This window comes from Pseudomonas syringae (assembly GCF_023278085.1).
Classification (GTDB): domain Bacteria; phylum Pseudomonadota; class Gammaproteobacteria; order Pseudomonadales; family Pseudomonadaceae; genus Aquipseudomonas; species Aquipseudomonas syringae_Q.
Window position 1 is genome coordinate 19,999 of the sequence record NZ_CP066265.1, and the last position, 23,220, is coordinate 43,218.

Here is a 23,220-nt window from a genome sequence, read left to right on the forward strand (position 1 = left end):
AGACGCGGAAATCAATTTGAATAACTCATGGGCCTTGCCCTTTTGCTTGCTGGTTGCGATGTGCGTCAGCGGTTGCGCACATCAGCAGATCGCTGGCGAGCCGAGCCAGGCCATGCCGCCCTCGGGCTCTGCGTTTGGCCGTTCGATTCAGGCCATGGCGATGCCGCACGAAGGGCGCTCGGGCTTTCGCTTGCTGCCTGACAGCAGTGATGCGTTCAAGGCGCGCGCCGAACTGATCCGTAATGCCAAAAGCAGTCTTGACCTGCAGTACTACATCGTCCATGACGGCCTGAGCACGCGCGCGCTGATCGACGAGCTGCTCAAGGCGGCTGACCGTGGCGTTCGCGTGCGCATCCTGCTGGACGACACCACCAGCGACGGCCTGGATCAGGCAATCGCCACGCTGGCGGCACATCCGAACATACAGATCCGTTTGTTCAACCCGCAGAACCTGGGCCGTGAGACCGGCATAACGCGCAGCCTCGGACGCCTGATGAACCTGTCGCGTCAGCACCGGCGCATGCACAACAAACTGTGGCTGGCCGACAGCAGCGTGGCGATTGTCGGCGGCCGCAATCTGGGCGATGAATATTTCGACGCCGAGCCGAACCTGAATTTCACCGATATCGACATGCTGAGTGTCGGCCCGGTCGCCGAGCAGCTGGGGCACAGTTTCGATCAGTACTGGAACAGCACGCTCAGCAAGCCTATCGGTGACTTCATGTATTTCCTGCCGGACGGCCAGGACCTGGCCGAAGCCCGCAAGAAGCTGGACGACTCGCTGGAACAGGCGCACCAGCAGCATAAGGCACTTTATGAGCGACTGATGGCCTACAAGACTCAGCCACGCATGAAAACCTGGCTCAACGAGTTGGTCTGGGCCTACAACCAGGCCTTGTGGGATGCACCGACCAAAGTGCTGGCGCAGGGCGAGCCGGACCCGCACTTGTTACTGACCACGCAACTGGCGCCGGAGCTGCTGAACACGCGCAAGGAGTTGATGCTGATCTCCGCCTACTTCGTGCCGGGTCAGGAAGGCTTGCTGTACTTGACTGGCCGTGCCGATGCAGGCGTCAAGGTCAGCCTGCTGACCAATTCGCTGGAAGCTACCGACGTGCCCGCTGTGCATGGTGGCTACGCACCGTATCGCAAGGCGCTGCTGGAGCATGGGGTGAAGCTGTTTGAACTGCGCCGTCAGCCCGGCGATACCGAAACCATGCGCAGCAGCGGTCCTCATTTGTTCAAGAAAAGCCACTCGCTGGTCAGTTCCGAGTCGAGCCTGCACAGCAAGGCGATGATCTTTGATCGGCAGAAGGTGTTCGTCGGCTCGTTCAACTTCGACCCGCGTTCGGTGCTGTGGAACACCGAAGTCGGGGTGCTGGTCGACAGTCCGCAACTGGCCGAAGAGCTGCGTGAGTTGACCTTGCAGGGGATGGCGCCATCGCTCACTTACGAGGCTCGGCTGGAAGACGGCAAGGTGGTGTGGGTGACCGAAGACAACGGCCGGATCCACACCTTGCACACAGAGCCGGGCGACGTGTGGCGGCGTTTCAATGCGTGGATGAGCCGCGCCATCGGTCTTGAAAGAATGCTTTAGGCGGGTGCAGCCTGTGTGCCGAAAGCGCCGCGCCGCCTGATCAGAATCAACAGCCCGAACGCGCCCGCCGCCATCAGTAGCGGCAAGGCTTCTCCGCTGACCCACTGGCTGCCTGCACCTGCTGCCAGCGGCCCGATCAGGCAGCCGATGCCCCAGAGCTGAGCGACGTGCGCGTTGGCACGCACCAGCGCGTCGTCGCGATAACGCTCACCGATCAGGATCAGCGACAAGGTGAACAGCCCGCCAGCGCTGGCCCCGAACACGGTCCACAGCGGCCAGATCAGAACGGTGTCGATCAGCAGCGGCACCAGCAGACTGGACGCCAGCAGCAACGACGCACAGCCGGTGAACATCGCGCGCCGCGAGATGCGGTCGGCGAGCATGCCGATTGGCAGTTGCAGCAGCGCGTCGCCGACCACCACGACGCTGATCATGATCAGGGCGATTTCCGGGGTGAAGCCATGGCGTATGCAGTAGAGCGGCAATAGCGTCAGGATCAACGCTTCAAACGCGGCGAACAGCGCCACCGCCCAGGCAATGGCGGGCATGCCGCGACAGAAGCCGAGCAGATCGGTGAAGGTGACGTTGCAGGATTCGGTCGACGGTGCGCCGGTTCGTCCCAGAAGCAGAAAAGGCGAGCCGACCAGCAACAGCACACCGATCCAGAAGCCATAGTCTGCCTGCGTACCGATAACCCCCAGCAGTAACGGGCCTGCCAGTTGGCTCAGCGCATAAGTGCTGCCATACAGCGCGACCAGTCGCCCGCGCAGGCGCTCGATCACCAGTTGGTTGATCCAGCTTTCGCCCAAGACGAAAACGATGGTCAGAATCACCCCGAGCATCAGGCGCAGAACCAGCCAGACCCAGTAGTACGGCAACAGCGCCAGCGCGCCGACCGATACAGCCCCGGTCCACAGGCACAGACGCATCAGATTGGCTGTGCCGAAGCGTGCGGCCAGGCGACTGGCCAGTGCAGCCCCCACCAGCACGCCTATTGCGGGCATCGCCGCCATGATGCCGATGGCAAATGAGCCATAGCCCCAGCCTGCCAGGCGCAATGAAACCAGCGGCATGCTGACGCCCATTGCCAGACCGACGCCCAATACCGACGCCAGCACGGCAAAGTAAGTACCCCAACGCATTTTGAAGCTCCTGCAACCCTCGTTGCACATTCGGTGTTCTTTCGGACGCCTATCGTTCCTCACGCTCCAGCGTGGGCATGCCTTGCGTGACGCTCCGCGTCACAAATCTGCGCCGCGCTGCACATTCAGGATTGGACGCAGAGCGTCCAGAACGGCATGCCCACGCGGAGCATGGGCACAATAGGTGTTCTTTCGGACGCCTATCGTTCCTCACGCTCCAGCGTGGGAATGCCTTGCGTGACGCTCCGCGTCACAAATCTGCGCCGCGCTGGCACATTCAAGAGCGGACGCAGAGCGTCCAGAACTGCGTGCCCACGCGGAGCATGGGCACAATAGGTATTCTTTCGGACGCCTATCGTTCCTCACGCTCCGGCGTGGGCATGCCTTGCGTGACGCTCCGCGTCACAGGTCTGCGCCGCGCTGCATATTCAAGAGCGGACTTACAACTTGATCCAGGTGGATTTCAGTTCGGTGTATTTATCAAACGCATGCAGTGATTTGTCACGACCATTACCCGACTGTTTGAAACCGCCGAATGGTGCGGTCATGTCGCCGCCGTCGTACTGGTTGACCCAGACGCTGCCCGCGCGCAATGCCTTGGCGGTCAGGTGTGCCTTGGAAATGTTCGAGGTCCACACCGCAGCGGCCAGGCCGTATTGCGTGTCGTTGGCGATCTGGATCGCTTCTTCGGCGCTGTCGAATGTGAGCACCGACAGTACCGGGCCGAAGATCTCTTCCTGAGCGATTCTCATCGCGTTGTTCACACCGTCGAAAATCGTTGGCTCAACGTAAGTGCCGCCAGTCTCCTGCAGGATGCGCTTGCCGCCTGCGACCAGTTTGGCGCCGTCAGTGTGACCGGCCTCAATGTAGGACAGCACCGTGTCCATCTGCTGGGTATCGACCAGCGCACCGACGTTGGTCGCCGGGTCCAGCGGGTTGCCGGGCTTCCAGGCGCTCAGCGCTTCGATCACCATCGGCAGGAAGCGATCCTTGATGGAGCGCTCGACCAGCAGGCGTGAACCGGCAGTGCACACTTCGCCCTGGTTGAACGCAATCGCACTGGCAGCGGAGTCGGCGGCGGCCTGCAAGTCCGGCGCATCGGCAAATACGATGTTCGGGCTCTTGCCGCCAGCTTCCAGCCAGACGCGCTTCATGTTCGATTCGCCCGCGTAGATCATCAACTGCTTGGCGATTTTGGTCGAACCGGTGAACACCACGGTGTCGACATCCATGTGCAAGGCCAGCGCCTTGCCTACGGTGTGGCCATAGCCTGGCAAGACGTTGAGCACGCCTGCCGGAATACCGGCCTCGATAGCCAGTTGCGCAATACGGATCGCGGTCAGCGGGGATTTTTCTGACGGCTTGAGGATCACCGAGTTACCGGTAGACAACGCAGGGCCGAGCTTCCAGCAGGCCATCATCAGTGGGAAGTTCCACGGCACGATGGCGGCGACTACGCCGACCGGTTCGCGTGTCACCAGACCCAATTGATCATGGGGCGTTGCGGCCACTTCGTCGTACAGCTTGTCGATAGCCTCGCCGCTCCAGCTCAAGGCCCTGGCGCCGCCGGGTATGTCGACACCGAGCGAGTCGCTGATCGGCTTGCCCATGTCCAGCGTTTCAAGCAGGGCCAGTTCTTCAGCATTCTGCTCAAGCAACCCCGCGAAACGGATCATGGTGGCCTTGCGTTTGGCCGGGGCCAGGCGTGACCAGGCGCCTGATTCGAAAACGCTGCGAGCGCTGTCTACGGCGCGCTGGGCATCGGCAGCGTCGCAACTGGCGACCTTGGCGAGCAGGCGGCCATCGACCGGGCTGATGCAGTCGAAGGTTTCGCCGGAGGCGGCAGCGGTGTACTCACCTTGAATGAAGGCGCGGCCTTCAATCTTCAAATTTAGGGCACGTTGTTCCCAGTCAGTACGAGTCAGGGTGGTCATCGGCATGTCCTCCTCTTTGAGTGTTGGCGTGTCATGATGGATTGCAGACACAATCTGAAGTTCAGGGCAGGCATCACCCTAAACCAGCCGACGGGTCAAAACCAATATATTTGACAGAGATAGCCGTTAGAGCGCTTTTTTGTTGATTTTATTAAACAGTCGAGATCAGTAGCCAAGGCACTATTGCCGGGTTTGTTCGTCAAATCGTCAACGTGTTCAAGACAAGGGGTCATCATGAGTATCGCAAGCATCGTCGACTTCAGCGAAGCCAGCACCAGCGCCGAACATTATCGTCCTGCGGCGGAGAAAGTCTTCAAGGGCGATCCGGCTCAGACTCTCTACAACCACTACAACAGCCCCTGCGGCCAGATGAGTGCAGGCGTCTGGAATGGTGAGCCCGGGCAGTGGCAGGTGAATTATTCGGAGCACGAGTATTGCGAGATTGTGCAGGGTGTTTCAGTCCTGCGCGACGAGCAGGGCAACGCGAAAACCCTGCGCGCAGGCGACCGCTTCGTGATTCCGGCAGGCTTCAAAGGGACATGGGAAGTGCTGGAAGCGTGCCGCAAGATTTATGTGGTGTTCGAGGCTAAAGCAGGCTGAGCCAGCAGCTTCTCATTTTATGGCAGGCACAAAAAAACCCACCGGAAGGTGGGTTTTTTTGTAGCCGACATAATCAATTACTTGATTTTGCCTTCTTTGTAGATCACGTGCTTGCGTACAACCGGATCGAATTTTTTGATTTCGATTTTATCCGGGGTAGTACGTTTGTTCTTGTCGGTGGTGTAGAAATGGCCTGTACCAGCGCTCGACACCAAACGGATCAACTCACGCATGATTCTCTCCCTTAAATTTTGCCGTCGCGACGCAGTTCAGCGAGCACAACTTCGATGCCACGCTTGTCGATGATACGCATGCCTTTAGCAGATACGCGCAGACGAACAAAACGCTTCTCGCCTTCAACCCAGAAGCGGTGATGCTGCAGGTTTGGCAGGAAACGACGACGGGTTTTGTTGTTTGCGTGGGAAATGTTATTCCCAGTCACCGGACCCTTACCGGTAACTTGACATACTCTCGACATGCCTCAGCCCTCTAAAACCACATGCCCAACCCGGCATGGGTTGGCCGCTTAATCTCTCAGTCATTTGGCGCCAGGCGCCGCGTTTCTTTAAGGGTCTTACCGGCTACACCTACAGTGAAGGAACCGGGCCCCTAGAAAAGAGCGCTGCTTTATACCAGAAACCCTGTGGCGCAACAACAGGCAAAGCACTTTAGTACAACTGGGCAGCCCTTGCATTGCTGTGCGCTCAAGCATTGGCGGGGGCGCCGGGAAGCCGACCGCTCGTCGCGCCATGACGATTGTTCTGTGTCAGCACATAGTCTAGGGTAAGTCCCTCACCAGACTGCACCGGCAGATGGGCCCCTTTCTGAACAGGAAATATCGCCATGCGTCTAGCTGCACTCCCGTTTTTGCTGGTCCCGCTGTTGCTTCCGATTGCAGCTCAGGCATCCAGTCTCGCCGTCTGCACCGAGGCCAGCCCTGAAGGTTTTGACGTTGTACAGTACAACTCGCTGACCACCACCAATGCATCGGCCGATGTCTTGATGAATCGTCTCGTGGACTTCGACGCCAAGAGCGGCAAGCTGGTGCCGAGCCTGGCAGAAAGCTGGACCGTGTCTGCCGATGGCCTGACCTACGATTTCAAATTGCGTTCCGGGGTGAAATTCCATACCACGGACTACTTCACGCCGACTCGCGAACTGACGGCGGACGATGTGCTGTTCAGCTTCCAGCGCATGCTCGACCCGCAGAACCCTTGGCACAAGATTGCCCAAAGCGGCTTCCCGCACGCGCAGTCCATGCAGCTGCCTGCGCTGATCAAGCGTATTGAAGCGCCCGACCCGCACACTGTGCGCTTTACGCTCAATCATGCTGACTCGACCTTTCTCGCCACACTGAGCATGGGTTTCGCTTCGATCTACTCGGCTGAGTACACCGCGCAACTGCTGAAAGCGGGCACTCCGGAAAAGCTCAACAGCCAGCCGATCGGCACCGGGCCGTTTGTCTTCAAGCGTTTCCAGAAAGACGCTGTGGTGCGCTATGAAGCGTTCAAGGACTACTTCGCCGGCAAGTCTGATGTCGACACGCTGGTGTACGCCATCACGCCGGACGCCAATGTGCGTTTGCAGAAACTCCGTCAGAACGAATGCCAGATCGCCCTCTCCCCCAAGCCTCTGGATATCCAGGCCGCCAGCAAGATCGATTCGCTCAAGGTCGAGAAGACCGAAGCGTTCATGACCGCGTTCGTCGCGATCAACAGCCAGCACCCACCGTTCGACAAGCCGGAAGTGCGCCAGGCGCTCAACCTGGCGTTCGACAAGGACAACTACCTGAAAGCGGTGTTCGAAGGCACCGCCGAAGCCGCCAACGGCCCTTACCCGCCCAACACCTGGGGTTATGCCAAGGATCTGCCGGGTTACCCGCACGATGTTGCCAAGGCCAAAGCGTTGCTGGCCAAGGCGGGTGTGAAGGATGGTTTCAAAACTACTATCTGGACGCGGCCTTCCGGCAGCCTGCTGAATCCCAACCCTACGCAGGGTGCCCAACTGTTGCAGGCTGACCTGAAGCAGGTCGGTATCGATGCTGAAATCAAGGTCATTGAGTGGGGCGAGCTGATTCGACGCGCCAAGGCCGGTGAGCATGATCTGTTGTTCATGGGTTGGGCGGGCGACAACGGTGATCCGGATAACTTCCTGACGCCGCAGTTCTCGTGCGCTGCCGTGCAATCGGGCACCAATTTCGCCCGTTATTGCGACAAGACGCTGGACAAGCTGATCACCGATGGCAAATCCACCAGCGATCAGGCCGTGCGCAGCAAGCTTTATCACCAGGCCCAGCAACAGATCCAGCAACAGGCACTGTGGATCCCCCTCGCTCACCCGACGGCATCAGCGTTGGTCAGCAAGGACGTGACGGGGTATCAGGTCAGCCCGTTCGGACGCCAGGATTTCTACAAGGTGCAGGTCAAGTAAGTCGCTGGTCTGGCCTCGCTCTGCGTCACCTCGAAAGCTGACGCAGAGCGTCCAGAAAGCACTGAAGCCGTGGGATCTTGCTCGCGAAGGCAATGGTTCAAGCGCTTCATTTTCGGGGGCTGCACCGGCCCCTTCGCGAACAAGTTCGCTCCTACGGTTCGGGTGCTTTGACGACGATCTGCGGCAATGCGGGTCGTCGCTCCGGGTCATGTTTCCCTTTCCGGGCTCGCCTGAATTCGCTACATCAACCCCTTCTCCACCATCGACAGCGGCTCGCCGTCGCCGATGATCACGTGGTCCAGCACCTGGACGTCGATAAGCAGCAGCGCTTCCCTGAGGCGTTTGGTCAGGTCGACGTCCGAGCGGCTGGGCGTGGTGATGCCTGAGGGGTGGTTGTGGCAGAGGATCAGGCTGGCAGCGTTGTGAGCCATGGCGCGCTTCACCACTTGGCGCGGATGCACGTAGGACGCGTTGATCGTCCCGCGAAACAGTATTTCGAAGGTCATGACCCGGTGCTTGGTGTCCAGAAAAAGGCAGCCGAACACTTCATGGGGTTCATGGCGAAGCAGCGCCTTGAGGTAACTGCGCACCTGGGCCGGGTTTTCCAGTGCTGAATCCCGGCGCAACGACTCGGCCATGTGCCGCCGCGCCATTTCCATTACGGCTTGTAACTGAGCAAACTTCGCAGGCCCCAGACCGAGCTGAGAGGTAAAGGCAGACAGGTCTGCATCCAGTAATGGCCTGAGCCCGCCGAATTGATTCAGAAGATGACGCGCGAGGTCTACAGCGCTCTTTCCGGCCACTCCGGTACGTAAAAAGATAGCCAGCAACTCGGCATCGGAAAGAGCCTCTGCTCCCAGCTCCAACAAGCGCTCCCGCGGGCGTTCTGCCGCGGGCCAACTGCGAATACTCATAGCACCTCCATGTGATTGGGCGCCGCTGTCCCGCTGCGGTCGCTGTGCTATCTTAGCCCATCTTTTTTGCGCGACGATCTGGCCTGGGGAGGCGTCATGGCCGTCGCGTAATTCACTCGATCAAAAAGGCAGGTCTATGCAGCGGCTGTATCGAAAACGCATCGTTCTGGGCGTCGGCGGCGGCATCGCGGCCTACAAGAGCGCCGAGCTGGTCCGTCGTCTGCGCGATCAGGGCGCTGAAGTGCGTGTGGTGATGACCAAGGGCGGAGCGGAGTTCATCACGCCGCTGACCATGCAGGCGTTGTCCGGGCATCCGGTGCATCTGGACCTTCTCGACCCGGCCGCCGAAGCCGCGATGGGCCATATCGAACTGGCCAAATGGGCCGACCTGATCCTGATCGCTCCCGCCACCGCCGACCTGATCGCCCGACTTGCTCAAGGCATCGCCAATGACCTGCTGACCACCATCGTGCTGGCCACTGATGCGACCGTCGCCATCGCTCCGGCGATGAACCAGGCCATGTGGCGTGACACGTCGGTGCAGGCCAATACCCGCCTGCTTGAAGCGCGTGACTTTCGGGTATTCGGCCCGGCCTCCGGCAGTCAGGCCTGTGGCGATGTCGGCTTCGGACGCATGCTTGAAGCCGACGATCTGGCCCAGTGCGCCGCCGATTGCTTCCAGCGGCAGAGCCTGACCGGCAAGCACGTCCTGATTACCGCTGGCCCGACTCAGGAAAACATCGACCCGGTGCGTTACATCACCAACCACAGCTCCGGCAAGATGGGGTTTGCCCTCGCCGAAGCCGCGGTCGAGGCCGGTGCCCGGGTCACGCTGATCACCGGCCCGGTCAACCTGCCCACGCCGGATCGCGTCTCGCGTATCGATGTGGTCAGTGCTCGCGACATGCTGGCGGCCTGTGAAGATGCGATCCCGTGCGACCTGTTCATCGCCTCGGCGGCGGTGGCCGACTATCGCCCGGAAGTGGTCGCCCCGCACAAATTGAAAAAAGATCCTGCAAAGGGTGATGGCTTGCTGCTGCAGATGGTTCGTAACCCGGATATTCTGGCCACCATCGCCACGCGCCCGGATCGCCCGTTCAGCGTCGGCTTTGCTGCCGAGACCGAACACCTGCTCGACTACGCTGCGCGCAAGCTCAAGGACAAGAACCTCGACCTGATCGTCGCCAATGATGTGGCCAACCCCAGCATCGGCTTCAACAGCGAGGAGAACGCCTGCAGTGTGATTGACCGGGCGTTGCACGCAACGCTTTTTGCCCAGACCAGCAAGGCCAAGATTGCTCGCCAGCTGATCACTTTTATCGCCGACCGCATGACTCAGGTTTAATTACGAATGCACGCTCTACAAGCCAAGATCCTCGACCCTCGCATTGGCAACGAATTTCCGCTCCCGGCTTACGCCACCGTCGGTTCGGCCGGCCTGGACCTGCGCGCCATGCTCAAGGAAGACACTGTGCTCGAGCCAGGCCAGACCTTGCTGATCCCTACCGGCCTGTCGATCTACATTGGCGATCCAGGCCTTGCCGCGTTGATCCTGCCGCGCTCCGGTCTGGGTCATAAACACGGCATCGTGCTGGGCAATCTGGTGGGCTTGATCGACTCGGATTATCAGGGCGAGCTGATGGTTTCCTGCTGGAACCGTGGCCAGACCGCTTTCAACATCGCCGTCGGCGAGCGCCTCGCCCAGTTGGTGCTGGTGCCGGTGGTGCAGGCGCACTTCGAGCTGGTCGAAGCGTTCGACGAAAGTCAGCGTGGCGCTGGCGGTTTCGGTCATTCCGGAAGTCATTGATCGTCAGTCGACAAAAACAGTCCGGTTTCGGGTCAGGCTCAGGGAGAGGTCGGTGAAAGGCAGTCAGCACAGTGCTTCAAAGCAAGCTACACCGGCCGATCACTCACTTCCGGCCGCGAACCTTGGCGCCCTCGCTCCGGGTCTTGTGCCTGCGGCGATCGGCCTGGTCATCGCTGCGGCGATCGTCTGGATCGCGCTGATGACCGGTCCGCAGCAGCAGAATCAACTTGCCCAGGCATGGGGCGGCAGCCAGGCGGCCGCTGTCAATGTGACGTTGCGGCAGATCAACGCCAACACTCAGGCTGCCGCCTCCGGCCCGGTGCTTGTTCAGGCGTTGCAGGACAACAACGCAGCGGCATTGGTGGCGGCACAGGCGGGGCTCACTCAGTGGAGTGGTGTGGCAGGTGCGCGGCTTTTCCCCAAGGGGCTGGCTGACGTCGATCAGCAAGGCGCGCTGCCGGTCAGCTTCGCCACGCTGGATATGCTCAACAAGGCCGCGCAGGGCGAGAGCGTTGCCCCCGAGGCCCGCAAGGTTGGCGAGCGCTGGCTGATCTACAGCGTTGCGCCGGTGCGAGCGGATGCAACCCGGCCGGTCGCTGGCACGTTGTTGCTGGCATTCGACATGCAACGCCTGCTCGGCTCCGTGCCGGCACTTCCCGCCGACGCCGGGCAGATTATCCTCAGTCAACAGTTTGGCAGTGCGCCTGCTCAGGTTTTCCTGCAGCGCGGTCAGGCTGGAGATGGCAAGCCGCAGAGCTTCGACACCGGGTATGCGGGCTGGAAACTCGAGTTTACGCCGGGGCCGGCGCTGCTAACTTCACCGCCCGTCCTGCTCCTGTTGCTGGCCTTGTTTAGCGCTGCAGCAGGCGTGTTGCTTGGCCTTTACCTTCATGAGCGGGCGTTGCAGCGGCGGATTTGTGCCGATGCACGGCAACTGGATCAGCTGCTTCAAGAACTCTCGCGCGGAAAAGCCGTCAAACCCTTCGGTTTGAGCCTGCCGGCCCTCAATGGTCTGGCTCAGGCCCTTGCTCGTGTTTCGCTACGCAGCCAGCCGCAGGCCGTTTCTGCCTCGGCGGCGGGCGAGCAGCGCGCTGCAGAAATTACCATAGGCAGTGCTTCGCCCACAGTCGCTGCGTCGCGCACTGACTGGACCGATCCGCTGTTTCAAGATACCGATATTCTAGATATCGACCTTCTCGATGAAAACCAGGACTTCCTGAGATCGGAGCATCCCCTCGTTATGAATAGCCCAGCATCCGTTGCACCCCAACTTCCCGAGACTATTTTCCGCGCCTACGACATCCGTGGTGTCGTCGGGGATACGCTCAACGCCGAAACGGCCTACTGGATCGGTCGTGCGATTGGCTCTGAAAGCCTGGCGCAGAACGAGCCTAACGTAAGCGTTGGCCGTGACGGTCGTCTTTCCGGTCCGGAGCTGGTGCAGCAACTGATTCAAGGCCTCCACGACAGTGGTTGCCACGTCAGCGACGTTGGCCTGGTGCCGACGCCTGCCTTGTATTACGCAGCCAACGTGCTGGCGGGCAAGACCGGCGTCATGTTGACCGGTAGCCACAACCCGAAGGACTACAACGGCTTCAAGATCGTCATCGCAGGCGATACCCTCGCCAACGAGCAGATCCAGGCGCTGCACGAGCGTATCAAGACCAACAACCTGACCTCGCAGAAAGGCAGCATCACCAAAGTCGACATCCTTGATCGCTACTTCAAGCAGATCAAGGACGACATCGTCATGGCGCGCAAGCTCAAGGTTGTGGTCGATTGTGGCAACGGCGCAGCGGGTGTGATCGCTCCGCAACTGATCGAAGCGTTGGGTTGCGAAGTGATTTCCCTGTTCGCAGAAGTGGACGGCAACTTCCCCAACCACCACCCGGACCCGGGCAAGCTGGAAAACCTGCAAGACCTGATCGCCAAGGTCAAGGAAACCGGCGCCGATCTGGGCCTGGCTTTCGACGGTGACGGCGACCGCGTCGGCGTGGTGACCAACGCCGGTAATGTGGTCTACCCGGACCGCCTGTTGATGCTGTTTGCACTGGATGTACTCAAGCGCAACCCTGGTGCTGACATCATTTTCGACGTCAAATGCACCCGTCGCCTGACGCCGCTGATCAGTGAGCATGGTGGCCGTCCAGTCATGTGGAAAACCGGTCACTCGCTGATCAAGAAAGAGATGAAGAAAAGCGGCGCTCTGCTGGCCGGTGAAATGAGCGGGCACATCTTCTTCAAGGAGCGCTGGTTCGGTTTCGACGACGGCATCTACAGCGCTGCACGCCTGCTGGAGATCCTCAGCCAGGAATCGGCCAATGCCGAAGACCTGTTCGAGACTTTCCCGAACGATATTTCGACGCCCGAGATCAACATCAAGGTGACGGATGTCACCAAGTTCAGCATCATCGAAGCCCTTGAGAAAAACGCGCAATGGGGCGACGCCAAACTGACCAGCATCGACGGTGTTCGTGTGGACTATCCGAAGGGCTGGGGTCTGGTTCGCGCCTCCAATACCACGCCGGTACTGGTGCTGCGTTTCGAAGCCGAAACCGAGGCCGAGTTGCAGCGCATCAAGGATGTGTTCCACGCCGAGCTGAAGAAAGTTGCACCGGACCTCGACCTGCCATTTTGATTGCTTTTCCTTTTGACTGGAGCCCTGAATGACCCTCGAACGCGATGCCGCCTCTAATGTAGCCAAGGTCCTTTCCGAAGCGCTGCCGTACATTCGCCGCTTTGTCGGCAAGACGCTGGTTATCAAGTACGGCGGCAACGCCATGGAGAGCGAAGAGCTGAAAACCGGCTTTGCGCGCGACATCGTGCTGATGAAAGCGGTGGGCATCAATCCGGTGGTGGTTCATGGCGGCGGGCCGCAGATCGGTGATCTGCTCAAGCGCCTGTCCATCGAGAGCCACTTCATCGATGGCATGCGTGTGACTGATGCGCAGACCATGGATGTGGTGGAAATGGTGCTGGGTGGCCAGGTCAACAAGGACATTGTCAATCTGATCAACCGCCATGGCGGCAGCGCCATCGGTCTGACCGGCAAGGACGCTGAGCTGATTCGCGCGAAAAAGCTCACCGTCACGCGCCAGACACCGGAAATGACCAAGCCTGAAATCATCGACATCGGTCAGGTGGGCGAAGTGGTTGGGGTCAATACCGGTCTGCTGAACATGCTGGTCAAAGGGGATTTCATTCCGGTCATCGCGCCTATCGGTGTGGGGCCGGAAGGCGAGTCCTACAACATCAACGCCGATCTGGTGGCGGGCAAGGTTGCCGAGGCTCTCAAGGCCGAGAAGCTGATCCTGCTGACCAACATCGCCGGCCTGATGAACAAGCAGGGCGAAGTCCTGACCGGCCTGACCACCGAGCAGGTCGACGGCCTGATCGCCGACGGCACCATCTACGGCGGCATGCTGCCGAAGATCCGTTGCGCGCTGGAAGCGGTACAGGGCGGGGTCAACAGCTCGCACATCATCGACGGTCGAGTACCCAATGCGGTCTTGCTGGAGATCTTCACCGACAGCGGCGTCGGCACCCAGATCACTAATCGCAAGCGGCATTGATTCAGCCGTAACACCCAAAGCCCCGTGAGCCGACGCTGACGGGGTTTTTTTGTGGGCGATTGCTCTAGGGCTTAAGCTCGTAGCGCGGGGCAGATCTTTGACGTGGAGCGTCTAGGGAGGCGTTCCCGCGCGAGCATGCGGAACGAGAGGTGTCCGGGCTTTTGATTCTCGTGCCCATGCTCCGCGTGGGCATGCAGTTCTGGACGCTCCGCGTCCGATGTTGAAGGCGCGGCGCAGTGCAGCGGCTACTGCGTCAGCCGCTGCACTCGAGCGCGGGCGGCGGCGAAGTCTGTTTCGGCTTTCACCTGTGCAGCCTGATACCCGGCGATATCGGCTTGCAGCTTCTGCTGTTGGTCGCGCAGGTCATTCAACTGATCGATGAGCGCTTGCGGAACCGGGCGTCCTGCGCGTTCCAGGTCGGCGGCCTGGCCTTGCAGGCTGCGCTGCTGCGCGGCGAGCCCCTGAATGTTGCCTTGGGCCACGCCGACCAGTGCGTCCAGTTCGGCCAGTTTGCGAGCCTTGACGCGGTCTACCTCGGCAACGCTGCTGTACAGGCTCAGCAGTTGAGCATCGGCGCTGGCCTGGCGCTTGTCTGCGTCGGCCTGGCGAATCTGCTCGGCCGTCGGTGCGGGCGGCACGACCTGTATCACCCGGCCACGCCCGTTGAGCACCTCGTAACCTTTGGCCACGTAGTCGGGCGGCACGCCTTGCGTATCAATCACCGTTACACCACGACTGTCGACATAGCGATAAAGGCGAACCTCTGGCGCGTCGGCGGCCTGGGAGACCAAGGGCGCAAGAATACCCAGCGAGAGCCAGAGCCCCGCAGCGCTCAGCTTGCCTGAAACCAGACCCTGCACCCTGCCGACGACTGCCATAGGCCTTCCTCAGATCCCGTATTGCGCGCGATAAGCCTCGACAGCCGGCAGATGCTGCTTGAGCTGCGGATCGTCAGCGAGGAATTCGAGCACCTGATTCAGCGATACGATGCTCACCACCGGGATGCCGAAGTCGCGTTCGACTTCCTGAATCGCCGACAGCTCGCCATTGCCGCGTTCCTGGCGATTGAGGGCGATGAGTACGCCGGCCGCCGTCGCGTCCTGATCCTTGATGATCTGCATGACTTCGCGAATCGCAGTGCCCGCAGTGATCACGTCGTCGATGATCAGCACATTACCTGCCAGCGGAGAGCCGACCAGGCTGCCACCTTCGCCGTGTGCCTTGGCTTCCTTGCGGTTGAAACACCACGGCAGATCCCGGCCATGATGTTCAGCCAGCGCCACGGCTGTCGCGGACGCCAGCGGTATGCCTTTGTAGGCCGGGCCGAACAGCACGTCGAAGCGGATACCGCTTTCAGCGACTGCCGCTGCGTAGAAACGCCCCAGCTGTGCCAGCGCCGAACCGGTGTTGAAGAGCCCGGCATTGAAGAAGTACGGGCTGGTGCGCCCGGACTTGAGGGTGAACTCACCGAAACGCAGAACACCGCGATCGATGGCAAAACGAATGAAATCGCGTTGATACGCCTGCATGAAAAAAGCCCCGAATACCACGGATTTAGCTAATTGGTTTGAGCTCGGGTATCATACACGCACGTGATTTTTGGGGCCATTTATGCGGATCATCAGTGTGAACGTAAATGGCATTCAGGCGGCAGTCGAGCGCGGTTTGCTCAGTTGGCTGCAAGCTCAGAATGCCGACGTCATCTGCTTACAGGACACCCGCGCCTCCACCTTTGAACTGGATGATCCAGCTTTTCAGCTGGATGGCTACTTCCTCTATGCCTGCGAAGCCGAGGTTCCCGCTCAGGGTGGTGTAGCGCTTTATTCGCGGTTGCAGCCGAAGGCGGTCATCAGCGGGCTGGGCTTCGAGACAGCCGACCGGTACGGGCGTTACCTGCAAGCAGATTTCGACAAGGTCAGTATTGCCACCCTGCTCTTTCCCTCGGGGATGAGCGGCGATGAAGACCTGAATCAGAAATTCAAGCTCATGGACGATTTCGGCAAGTACATGGACAAGCAGCGCCGCAAGCGTCGCGAGTACATCTACTGCGGGTCGCTCTATGTGGCGCAGCAGAAGCTCGACATCAAGAACTGGCGTGACAGCCAGCAGTCTCCTGGTTTCCTGGCGCCGGAACGTGCCTGGATGGACGAGATTGTCGGCACCATGGGCTATGTCGATGCCCTGCGTGAAGTCAGTCGCGAAGGCGATCAGTACAGCTGGTGGCCGGATAACGAGCAGGCCGAGATGCTGAATCTGGGCTGGCGCTTTGACTATCAGATCCTGACACCGGGTTTGCGCCGCTTCGTGCGTAGCGCCCGTCTGCCGCGTCAGCCACGCTTCTCGCAGCATGCGCCGCTGATTGTGGACTACGACTGGACCCTGACTATCTGACAGTCAGGCGGCAGCGCATACGAAAAAGCCGACTTGACGTCGGCTTTTCGCGTTGTTCGCAGTGAGCGCTATTTAATCAGCCGCAAGGTAAACGGGTAGCGATAATCCACCCCGTCGTTGGCCTTGATCCCGGCGATGATGGCCAGCACTGCTGCGCCAATCCCTACCAGCGTCAAGAGCGCAAAACCGATCACCAGCAGTATCAGCAGCATGCTGATCGTCGCCGCAATGGCCACCGTGATCTGAAAATTCAGCGCTTCCTTGCCCTGCGCATCGATAAACGGGTCAGAGTCTTTCTTCAACTGCCAGATAATCAGCGGTCCCAGCAGGTTGCCGAACGGAAACATCAGCCCGGCAAATGCTGACAAGTGACAGAACATCGCCCACTGACGAGCGCTTTGCGGCGGTTTGCTCAACGGTTGCAAGCTGTCACTCATTTTCAGACTCCCCTGGGGTATCAGTCGGCCAGCGCGGCGCGCTGCAGTTCGAACAGTTCGGTCATGCCTTTCTGGGCCAGTGCAAGCATCGCGTTCAGCTCTTCAGGCTGGAATGGCGCGCCTTCGGCAGTGCCCTGGACCTCGATGAAGCCGCCAGCACTGGTCATCACCACGTTCAGATCGGTTTCGGCAGCGGAATCTTCAAGGTAGTCCAGATCAAGCACCGGCTCACCTTGATACATGCCCACGGAAACCGCGGCAATCATCTGCTTGAGCGGGTCGCCGCCTTTCAGGCCGCCGCGCTTCTTGATCACTTTCAGCGCATCGGCCAGTGCAACCATCGCGCCGGTGATGGACGCGGTACGCGTGCCGCCATCGGCCTGAATGACATCGCAATCGACATACAGGGTGACGTCGCCCAGCTTGGACATGTCCAGCGCTGCACGCAGCGAACGACCGATCAGGCGCTGGATTTCCAGGGTGCGACCACCCTGTTTGCCACGGCTGGCTTCACGCTGGTTACGCTCGCCGGTGGCGCGCGGCAGCATGCCGTACTCGGCGGTCAGCCAGCCTTGGCCCTGGCCCTTGAGGAAGCGTGGTACGCCGTTTTCGACGCTGACGGTGCAGATCACCTTGGTGTCACCAAACTCGACCAGTACAGAACCCTCGGCGTGTTTGGTGTAGTTGCGGGTGATGCGAATCGAGCGGAGCTGATCGGCGGCGCGACCACTTGGACGTTTCATCTGGGATACCTGTACTGAGACGGAAAACTGCTGACCATTATAGGGGCCACAACTGCTGCTGGGCATCTCTAAAACTCGCGGCGGCCGAACCCGCATGATTCGCACGCTCCAAAAACAGCGCTGGATGCCAGGGCCGGGCGATTTACAGCGCTTTGCATTTCCAGTCACGTTGCCGGATTGGGAGCGGGCGTCGCACTGCGCTACAATCCTGCGCCTCTGCAGCCAGTCGGCTTTCACGACACCCATGACAGCCGATTCGTCGCGTTCATGGACTGAATCAAGAGGTACTTCGCATGGTGCACAGTATGACCGCCTTCGCCCGGGTAGAGCGGGCCGGCGCCCAGGGCACGCTGAGTTGGGAGTTGCGCTCGGTCAACCACCGTTACCTTGAGCCGCATCTGCGCCTGCCTGAATCGTTTCGTGATCTGGAGGGCGCGGTTCGTGAAGCTCTGCGCCAAGGGCTTTCGCGCGGCAAGGTCGAATGCACCCTGCGCTTTGTCGAAGAGACCGCCGGTAGGCCGCTGCAAGTGAACCGTGAGCGCGCCGCTCAATTGATCGCGGCGGCCGAGTCGGTTGCCGGTCTGATCAAGCAGCCCGCTGCGCTGAACCCGCTTGAAGTGCTGGCTTGGCCCGGTGTGCTGGTGGCTGACGCCAGCGATCCGCAGGCGCTGAACGCCGAAGCACTGGCGCTTTTCAATGAAGGGCTGACCGAATTGAAGAGCGGTCGTGGCCGCGAAGGCGCCGACCTGGCCAGACTTCTCGACGAACGGTTGATTGTCATCGTTCAGGAAGTGGCCACTCTGCGTACTCTGGTGCCGCAGATGCTGGCCGCCCAGCGCCAGAAGGTGCTGGATCGCTTTGCCGACATGAAGGCCGAGCTGGACCCGCAGCGGCTGGAGCAGGAAATGGTCCTGCTGGCGCAGAAGAGCGATGTCGCCGAAGAACTGGACCGTCTCGGCACTCACGTTACCGAAGTACGCCGCGTGCTCAAGGCTGGCGGTCAGGCGGGTCGCCGTCTCGACTTCCTAATGCAAGAGCTTAACCGCGAAGCCAACACACTGGGCTCCAAAGCCTTTGATCCCCGCAGCACGCAAGCTGCCGTCAACCTCAAGGTGTTGATCGAGCAGATGCGTGAGCAAGTGCAGAATATTGAGTAAGGCTAAACCTGACATGACCCATATCACTGGCACCCTGTACATCATTTCCGCCCCGTCCGGCGCGGGCAAGACCAGTCTGGTCAAGGCGCTGATGGACGCTCAGCAAGAGCCCCAGCACGGCGCGCAGGCAAAGATCCGCGTGTCGGTTTCGCACACTACCCGCGCGATGCGTCCGGGTGAAGTGGATGGCGTGAATTACAACTTCGTCGATCGTGCCGAGTTCCTGCGCATGATCGAGCATGGTGACTTTCTTGAGCAGGCCGAAGTCTTCGGCAATCTGTATGGCACCTCGCAAAGCCACTTGCAGCAGACGCTGGATGAAGGTCACGACCTGATTCTGGAAATCGACTGGCAAGGCGCCCGTCAGGTTCGCGCGCAAATGCCGCAGGCCCGATCGATCTTCATTTTGCCGCCCACCCAGCAGGCTTTGCGTCAACGCCTGACCAACCGCGGCCAGGACAGCGATGAAATCATCGAGGCGCGGATGCGTGAAGCGGTCAGCGAGATGAGCCACTACAACGAATACGAGTACATCGTGGTCAACGACGATTTTGCTGGCGCGCTGGAAGACCTCAAGGCCATTTTTCGCGCCAATCGCCTGACCCAGCAGCACCAGCAGGAACAGTACAGCGAGCTTTTTCAGGAGTTGCTGGCCTGATCGAGCCCTTTTCGGGCATCGGGTTACAGTTTAAAACCTTACCGTTTGTGGCTTGCCGCTTGATGCCTGACCTTGTCCGCTTGTAAACTACCGAGTCCGCTCGCCCATCCGGGCATCGCGCATCCGCATTTGCTACGAGGAATACCCATGGCCCGCGTAACCGTTGAAGACTGCCTAGAACACGTGGATAACCGCTTTGAGCTGGTCATGCTCTCCACAAAGCGTGCCCGTCAACTGGCAACCGGCGGCAAAGAGCCAAAGCTGGCGTGGGAAAATGACAAGCCTACCGTCATGGCCCTGCGCGAAATCGCGGCTGGCGTGATGAGCTACGATGTAATCGCAGAAGCCGAGATCGTCGAAGATGAGCCATTGTTTGCAGCGTTCGAGGACGAGTCAAACGAGGCCGTCTAAGCCTATGCCGGGTCGACGTAGTACGGCGCAGGGTAAAAGCCATTGGCAGGGGGTAGCGCCTTGCCGAGCATAGACGCCCTCGCCGACAGACTGTCGGCTTACCTCGGCAAGGACCAGGTCAATCTGGTTCGCCGAGCGTACTTCTACGCCGAACAAGCCCACGACGGCCAGCGCCGTCGCAGCGGCGAAGCGTATGTTACCCACCCGCTCGCGGTGGCCAATATTCTTGCCGACATGCACATGGACCATCAGAGCCTGATGGCTGCGATGCTGCATGACGTGATCGAAGACACCGGTATTGCCAAGGAAGCGCTCAGTGCGCAGTTCGGCGAGACCGTCGCGGAACTGGTCGACGGGGTCAGCAAACTGACCCAGATGAATTTCGAGACCAAGGCCGAGGCCCAGGCGGAAAACTTTCAGAAAATGGCCATGGCCATGGCGCGCGACATTCGCGTGATCCTGGTCAAGCTCGCTGATCGCCTGCACAACATGCGCACGCTGGAAGTCCTGTCTGGCGAAAAGCGTCGACGCATCGCCAAGGAAACCCTCGAAATCTATGCGCCTATCGCCAATCGGCTGGGCATGCACAACGTGCGTATCGAATTCGAGGACCTTGGCTTCAAGGCCATGTACCCGATGCGTTCCTCGCGAATCAACCAGGCGGTCAAGCGCGCCAGGGGCAATCGCAAGGAGCTGGTCAACAAGATCGAAGAATCCCTGAGCCATTGCCTGGCAGTTGACGGCATCGAAGGCGATGTCAGCGGGCGGCAAAAGCATCTTTACGGCATCTACAAGAAGATGCGCGGCAAGCGTCGCGCCTTCAACGAGATCATGGACGTTTACGCGTTCCGCATCATCGTCGACAAGGTTGATACCTGCTATCGCGTACTGGGCGCTGTACATAATTTGTACAAGCCGTTACCTGGACGCTTCAAGGATTACATCGCGATTCCCAAGGCTAACGGCTATCAGTCGCTGCATACCACCTTGTTCGGTATGCATGGCGTGCCCATTGAAATCCAGATTCGCACCCGCGAAATGGAAGAAATGGCCAACAACGGAATCGCCGCGCACTGGTTGTACAAGTCCAGTGACGACGAGCAGCCCAAGGGCACTCACGCTCGAGCCCGGCAGTGGGTCAAGGGCGTGCTGGAGATGCAGCAGCGCGCGGGCAACTCGCTGGAATTCATCGAAAGCGTCAAGATCGACCTGTTCCCGGACGAGGTCTACGTGTTCACGCCGAAAGGCCGGATCATGGAGCTGCCTAAAGGCTCCACCGCCGTGGACTTTGCTTACGCGGTACACACCGACGTCGGCAACAGCTGCATCGCCTGCCGTATCAACCGCCGGCTGGCGCCGCTGTCCGAACCGCTGCAAAGCGGCTCCACCGTCGAAATCGTCAGCGCTCCCGGCGCACGTCCAAACCCGGCATGGCTGAACTTTGTCGTCACCGGCAAGGCGCGTACGCACATTCGTCACGCGCTCAAGCTGCAGCGCCGTTCCGAGTCGATCAATCTCGGCGAGCGGCTGCTGAACAAGGTTCTCAACGGTTTCGAATGCAGCCTGGACAAGGTCTCTCAGGAGCGCATCCAGCTGGTACTGACCGAATACCGTGTCGAAGTGCTGGAAGACCTCCTGGAAGACATCGGCCTGGGCAATCGCATGGCTTATGTCGTCGCCCGCCGCCTGCTGGGTGAAGGCGATCAGTTGCCAAGCCCGGAAGGTCCGCTGGCGATTCGCGGCACCGAAGGTCTGGTACTCAGCTACGCCAAGTGCTGTACGCCCATCCCGGGCGATCCTATTGTCGGCCACCTGTCTGCGGGCAAGGGCATGGTCGTGCACCTGGATAACTGCCGCAACATCAGTGAAATTCGTCACAACCCGGAAAAATGCATCCAGCTTTCCTGGGCCAAGGACGTCACTGGCGAATTCAACGTCGAATTGCGTGTCGAACTGGAGCACCAGCGTGGGCTGATCGCCCTGCTGGCCAGCAGCGTCAACGCCGCCGATGGCAATATCGAAAAAATCAGCATGGACGAGCGTGATGGTCGCATCAGCGTGGTCCAACTGGTGGTCAGCGTACACGACCGTGTGCACCTGGCCCGCGTGATCAGGAAATTGCGCGCCCTTGCCGGGGTGACTCGTATCACCCGGATGCGCGCGTAAGTCTTTCAATTATCAGGAGTTCTTCATGACCAAGACTGTCATCACCAGCGAAAAAGCCCCGGTGGCCATCGGCCCTTATTCCCAGGCGATCAAAGCTGGCAATACCGTCTACATGTCCGGGCAGATCCCGCTGGATCCAGCCACCATGGAGCTGGTCGAGGGCATTGAGGCGCAAATCATTCAGGTCTTCGACAACCTGAAATCGGTGGCCGAGGCCGCAGGCGGCTCCTTCAAGGACATCGTCAAGCTGAACATCTTTCTGACTGACCTGTCTCACTTTGCCAAGGTCAACGAAATCATGGGCACTTACTTCTCGCAGCCTTACCCGGCCCGCGCCGCCATTGGCGTTGCTGCACTGCCGCGTGGTGCTCAGGTTGAAATGGACGCGATTCTCGTCATCGAATAAATCCCCCGACGGGGCGTGCCGTGCGCTCCGTTTTCCCTGAAGGAAGGAATCCGTTATGCGCTCCGCGCTCGTCATCTCGCTGCTCGCCGTCATTTTAGGCGGCTGCGCCAGCCAAGCCGACCGCAACCCGGACGGCACCTGGATCAACCAGACAGCCATTGATGCTGCCGTCAAACAAGGCAACTTGCGTCAGGCACTGCTTGCCAATGGTCCCAACCTGGAATGGAAGGTCAACACCAAGGCCAACCAGGCTATCTACTCCAATGGTTTCGAACTGGGCGAAGGCAAGATCGTCAGTGCTGCCGAAGGCAAGCTGCACATCGACTTCTACGGCAACTTCTTCGAAGACCTGAGCGTGAAGGGCGATGAGCTGGTTCAGGCCGCCAGCGAGTCGGGTCCTGAGCAGCACTTCCAGAAGCCTGAGAAACCGGCTCCTGAAGGCGCCCAGCCTGGCAGCAGCTTCGAACAAGCCTTGTACGGCGCCTACATGGGTGGCAAGTGGACGATTGTCGAGGGTGATGGTCAAGGCAGCACTGTTCAGTTCATGCCGGACGGCGGCGTGCAGGGGCTTCCGGAAAACGATCGTTTCGCACTCTGCCTTGCCGGTGATTGTGCGGCGATGAGCGGCGAATACGACAGCATGTGGCTGGAAAAAGCCGAGAAAGGTAACCCGTGGATCTTTGCCCGTAAGGGTAAGCAACTGGAAATCTTCCAGGCGGTGAACAATGCCGGTGCAGACCAGATGCCTGAATTGCGTCCTGGCCCACGTCGCTGGTTGCTGGAACAGCAGTAAGCGCTTCATGAATCATTGCTTCATGAACCAGGAGTGCCGTTCGAGGCGCTCCTGATTTGCAC

23 protein-coding genes are annotated in these 23,220 nt (G+C 59.9%); 14 read left to right on the forward strand and 9 right to left on the reverse strand.

The window, feature by feature from the left end; translation table 11 throughout:
* The first annotated feature begins 16 nt into the window (after window positions 1–16).
* Window positions 17–1,597, forward strand: coding sequence for a phospholipase D family protein (locus I9H07_RS00095; RefSeq protein WP_058392738.1), 1,581 nt, complete (start codon window positions 17–19; stop codon window positions 1,595–1,597).
* Here the strand turns inward: I9H07_RS00095 and I9H07_RS00100 are convergent.
* Together I9H07_RS00100 and I9H07_RS00105 are read right to left on the reverse strand one after the other, a co-directional pair.
* Complete coding sequence (locus I9H07_RS00100; protein ID WP_329606140.1) at window positions 1,594–2,769, reverse strand: MFS transporter; 1,176 nt, start codon at window positions 2,767–2,769, stop codon at window positions 1,594–1,596. The two genes, I9H07_RS00095 and I9H07_RS00100, sit on opposite strands and share 4 nt — an antisense overlap.
* A 410-nt stretch (window positions 2,770–3,179) precedes the next feature.
* Window positions 3,180–4,673: an aldehyde dehydrogenase gene (locus tag I9H07_RS00105; protein WP_058392745.1), complete on the reverse strand. Its 1,494-nt coding sequence runs from the start codon at window positions 4,671–4,673 to the stop codon at window positions 3,180–3,182.
* 234 nt (window positions 4,674–4,907) lie between these two features.
* Between I9H07_RS00105 and I9H07_RS00110 the strand changes: the two genes are divergently transcribed.
* Window positions 4,908–5,273, forward strand: a complete 366-nt coding sequence (locus tag I9H07_RS00110) for a cupin domain-containing protein (RefSeq protein WP_236423346.1) — start codon at window positions 4,908–4,910, stop codon at window positions 5,271–5,273.
* A gap of 77 nt (window positions 5,274–5,350) precedes the next feature.
* On the opposite strand, the gene rpmG is transcribed toward I9H07_RS00110, so the two are convergent.
* Both rpmG and rpmB read right to left on the reverse strand, forming a co-directional pair.
* Window positions 5,351–5,506, reverse strand: coding sequence for a 50S ribosomal protein L33 (rpmG, locus tag I9H07_RS00115; protein ID WP_002551515.1), 156 nt, complete (start codon window positions 5,504–5,506; stop codon window positions 5,351–5,353).
* 11 nt (window positions 5,507–5,517) lie between these two features.
* Window positions 5,518–5,751 (reverse strand): 50S ribosomal protein L28, encoded by a 234-nt coding sequence (rpmB, locus tag I9H07_RS00120; protein ID WP_002551514.1) that lies wholly within the window; start codon window positions 5,749–5,751, stop codon window positions 5,518–5,520.
* Window positions 5,752–6,116: 365 nt separating this feature from the next.
* Between rpmB and I9H07_RS00125 the strand changes: the two genes are divergently transcribed.
* Entirely contained in the window at window positions 6,117–7,703 is a 1,587-nt protein-coding gene (locus tag I9H07_RS00125) for an ABC transporter substrate-binding protein (RefSeq protein ID WP_024675002.1), read from the forward strand.
* 239 nt (window positions 7,704–7,942) lie between these two features.
* Here I9H07_RS00125 and radC read toward each other — a convergent pair whose 3' ends face one another.
* On the reverse strand, window positions 7,943–8,617 hold the full coding sequence (gene radC / locus I9H07_RS00130; RefSeq protein WP_024675001.1) for a RadC family protein: 675 nt from the start codon (window positions 8,615–8,617) through the stop codon (window positions 7,943–7,945).
* A gap of 136 nt (window positions 8,618–8,753) precedes the next feature.
* Here radC and coaBC point away from each other — a divergent pair, with 136 nt between their 5' ends.
* Genes coaBC through argB form a run of 4 tightly spaced genes read left to right on the forward strand, consistent with a single transcriptional unit; the run spans window position 8,754 to window position 13,996 of the window.
* Window positions 8,754–9,962: a bifunctional phosphopantothenoylcysteine decarboxylase/phosphopantothenate--cysteine ligase CoaBC gene (gene coaBC, locus I9H07_RS00135; protein ID WP_024675000.1), complete on the forward strand. Its 1,209-nt coding sequence runs from the start codon at window positions 8,754–8,756 to the stop codon at window positions 9,960–9,962.
* Between the two features lie 6 nt (window positions 9,963–9,968).
* Window positions 9,969–10,424, forward strand: coding sequence for a dUTP diphosphatase (gene dut / locus I9H07_RS00140; RefSeq protein ID WP_058392737.1), 456 nt, complete (start codon window positions 9,969–9,971; stop codon window positions 10,422–10,424).
* A gap of 52 nt (window positions 10,425–10,476) precedes the next feature.
* A complete protein-coding gene (locus I9H07_RS24910) occupies window positions 10,477–13,062 on the forward strand; it encodes a phosphomannomutase/phosphoglucomutase (protein ID WP_329606141.1) in 2,586 nt (861 codons plus the stop codon).
* Window positions 13,063–13,090: 28 nt separating this feature from the next.
* The gene (gene argB, locus I9H07_RS00150; RefSeq protein ID WP_024674997.1) at window positions 13,091–13,996 is read left to right on the forward strand and encodes an acetylglutamate kinase; all 906 of its coding nucleotides are present in this window, start codon (window positions 13,091–13,093) and stop codon (window positions 13,994–13,996) included.
* Between the two features lie 245 nt (window positions 13,997–14,241).
* Here the strand turns inward: argB and I9H07_RS00155 are convergent, their stop codons facing one another.
* A complete protein-coding gene (locus I9H07_RS00155; RefSeq protein WP_024674996.1) occupies window positions 14,242–14,874 on the reverse strand; it encodes a hypothetical protein in 633 nt (210 codons plus the stop codon).
* 9 nt (window positions 14,875–14,883) lie between these two features.
* A complete protein-coding gene (gene pyrE, locus I9H07_RS00160; RefSeq protein WP_024674995.1) occupies window positions 14,884–15,525 on the reverse strand; it encodes an orotate phosphoribosyltransferase in 642 nt (213 codons plus the stop codon).
* An 82-nt stretch (window positions 15,526–15,607) separates the two neighbouring features.
* Between pyrE and I9H07_RS00165 the strand changes: the two genes are divergently transcribed.
* Window positions 15,608–16,387, forward strand: coding sequence for an exodeoxyribonuclease III (locus I9H07_RS00165; RefSeq protein ID WP_024674994.1), 780 nt, complete (start codon window positions 15,608–15,610; stop codon window positions 16,385–16,387).
* A gap of 68 nt (window positions 16,388–16,455) precedes the next feature.
* Here I9H07_RS00165 and I9H07_RS00170 read toward each other — a convergent pair whose 3' ends face one another.
* Both I9H07_RS00170 and rph read right to left on the reverse strand, forming a co-directional pair.
* Window positions 16,456–16,824, reverse strand: coding sequence for a DUF4870 domain-containing protein (locus I9H07_RS00170; protein ID WP_236423345.1), 369 nt, complete (start codon window positions 16,822–16,824; stop codon window positions 16,456–16,458).
* Between the two features lie 20 nt (window positions 16,825–16,844).
* On the reverse strand, window positions 16,845–17,567 hold the full coding sequence (gene rph, locus I9H07_RS00175; protein ID WP_003313989.1) for a ribonuclease PH: 723 nt from the start codon (window positions 17,565–17,567) through the stop codon (window positions 16,845–16,847).
* Window positions 17,568–17,860: 293 nt separating this feature from the next.
* Here rph and I9H07_RS00180 point away from each other — a divergent pair, with 293 nt between their 5' ends.
* The 6 genes from I9H07_RS00180 to I9H07_RS00205 all read left to right on the forward strand — a co-directional run bounded on the left by I9H07_RS00180 (window position 17,861) and on the right by I9H07_RS00205 (window position 23,158).
* A complete protein-coding gene (locus I9H07_RS00180) occupies window positions 17,861–18,724 on the forward strand; it encodes a YicC/YloC family endoribonuclease (RefSeq protein ID WP_024674992.1) in 864 nt (287 codons plus the stop codon).
* A gap of 13 nt (window positions 18,725–18,737) precedes the next feature.
* Complete coding sequence (gmk, locus tag I9H07_RS00185; RefSeq protein WP_007248295.1) at window positions 18,738–19,382, forward strand: guanylate kinase; 645 nt, start codon at window positions 18,738–18,740, stop codon at window positions 19,380–19,382.
* 147 nt (window positions 19,383–19,529) lie between these two features.
* Window positions 19,530–19,793: a DNA-directed RNA polymerase subunit omega gene (gene rpoZ / locus I9H07_RS00190; protein ID WP_024643574.1), complete on the forward strand. Its 264-nt coding sequence runs from the start codon at window positions 19,530–19,532 to the stop codon at window positions 19,791–19,793.
* Window positions 19,794–19,853: 60 nt separating this feature from the next.
* Complete coding sequence (gene spoT, locus I9H07_RS00195) at window positions 19,854–21,959, forward strand: bifunctional GTP diphosphokinase/guanosine-3',5'-bis pyrophosphate 3'-pyrophosphohydrolase (protein WP_024674991.1); 2,106 nt, start codon at window positions 19,854–19,856, stop codon at window positions 21,957–21,959.
* 25 nt (window positions 21,960–21,984) lie between these two features.
* Window positions 21,985–22,365, forward strand: a complete 381-nt coding sequence (locus tag I9H07_RS00200; protein ID WP_007248293.1) for a RidA family protein — start codon at window positions 21,985–21,987, stop codon at window positions 22,363–22,365.
* Between the two features lie 55 nt (window positions 22,366–22,420).
* A complete protein-coding gene (locus tag I9H07_RS00205) occupies window positions 22,421–23,158 on the forward strand; it encodes a hypothetical protein (protein WP_236423344.1) in 738 nt (245 codons plus the stop codon).
* Window positions 23,159–23,220 lie beyond the last annotated feature (62 nt).

What these genes read in the sequence shown, in the direction of transcription:
- I9H07_RS00100 (WP_329606140.1), bottom strand. Translation starts at nt 2,769, where the DNA reads ATGTGCAACGAGGGTTGCAGGAGCTTCAAAATGCGTTGGGGTACTTAC.
- I9H07_RS00105 (WP_058392745.1), bottom strand. Translation starts at nt 4,673, where the DNA reads ATGACCACCCTGACTCGTACTGACTGGGAACAACGTGCCCTAAATTTG.
- I9H07_RS00110 (WP_236423346.1), top strand. Translation starts at nt 4,908, where the DNA reads ATGAGTATCGCAAGCATCGTCGACTTCAGCGAAGCCAGCACCAGCGCC.
- rpmG (WP_002551515.1), bottom strand. Translation starts at nt 5,506, where the DNA reads ATGCGTGAGTTGATCCGTTTGGTGTCGAGCGCTGGTACAGGCCATTTC.
- rpmB (WP_002551514.1), bottom strand. Translation starts at nt 5,751, where the DNA reads ATGTCGAGAGTATGTCAAGTTACCGGTAAGGGTCCGGTGACTGGGAAT.
- I9H07_RS00125 (WP_024675002.1), top strand. Translation starts at nt 6,117, where the DNA reads ATGCGTCTAGCTGCACTCCCGTTTTTGCTGGTCCCGCTGTTGCTTCCG.
- radC (WP_024675001.1), bottom strand. Translation starts at nt 8,617, where the DNA reads ATGAGTATTCGCAGTTGGCCCGCGGCAGAACGCCCGCGGGAGCGCTTG.
- coaBC (WP_024675000.1), top strand. Translation starts at nt 8,754, where the DNA reads ATGCAGCGGCTGTATCGAAAACGCATCGTTCTGGGCGTCGGCGGCGGC.
- dut (WP_058392737.1), top strand. Translation starts at nt 9,969, where the DNA reads ATGCACGCTCTACAAGCCAAGATCCTCGACCCTCGCATTGGCAACGAA.
- argB (WP_024674997.1), top strand. Translation starts at nt 13,091, where the DNA reads ATGACCCTCGAACGCGATGCCGCCTCTAATGTAGCCAAGGTCCTTTCC.
- I9H07_RS00155 (WP_024674996.1), bottom strand. Translation starts at nt 14,874, where the DNA reads ATGGCAGTCGTCGGCAGGGTGCAGGGTCTGGTTTCAGGCAAGCTGAGC.
- pyrE (WP_024674995.1), bottom strand. Translation starts at nt 15,525, where the DNA reads ATGCAGGCGTATCAACGCGATTTCATTCGTTTTGCCATCGATCGCGGT.
- I9H07_RS00165 (WP_024674994.1), top strand. Translation starts at nt 15,608, where the DNA reads ATGCGGATCATCAGTGTGAACGTAAATGGCATTCAGGCGGCAGTCGAG.
- I9H07_RS00170 (WP_236423345.1), bottom strand. Translation starts at nt 16,824, where the DNA reads ATGAGTGACAGCTTGCAACCGTTGAGCAAACCGCCGCAAAGCGCTCGT.
- rph (WP_003313989.1), bottom strand. Translation starts at nt 17,567, where the DNA reads ATGAAACGTCCAAGTGGTCGCGCCGCCGATCAGCTCCGCTCGATTCGC.
- I9H07_RS00180 (WP_024674992.1), top strand. Translation starts at nt 17,861, where the DNA reads ATGGTGCACAGTATGACCGCCTTCGCCCGGGTAGAGCGGGCCGGCGCC.
- gmk (WP_007248295.1), top strand. Translation starts at nt 18,738, where the DNA reads ATGACCCATATCACTGGCACCCTGTACATCATTTCCGCCCCGTCCGGC.
- rpoZ (WP_024643574.1), top strand. Translation starts at nt 19,530, where the DNA reads ATGGCCCGCGTAACCGTTGAAGACTGCCTAGAACACGTGGATAACCGC.
- I9H07_RS00200 (WP_007248293.1), top strand. Translation starts at nt 21,985, where the DNA reads ATGACCAAGACTGTCATCACCAGCGAAAAAGCCCCGGTGGCCATCGGC.
- I9H07_RS00205 (WP_236423344.1), top strand. Translation starts at nt 22,421, where the DNA reads ATGCGCTCCGCGCTCGTCATCTCGCTGCTCGCCGTCATTTTAGGCGGC.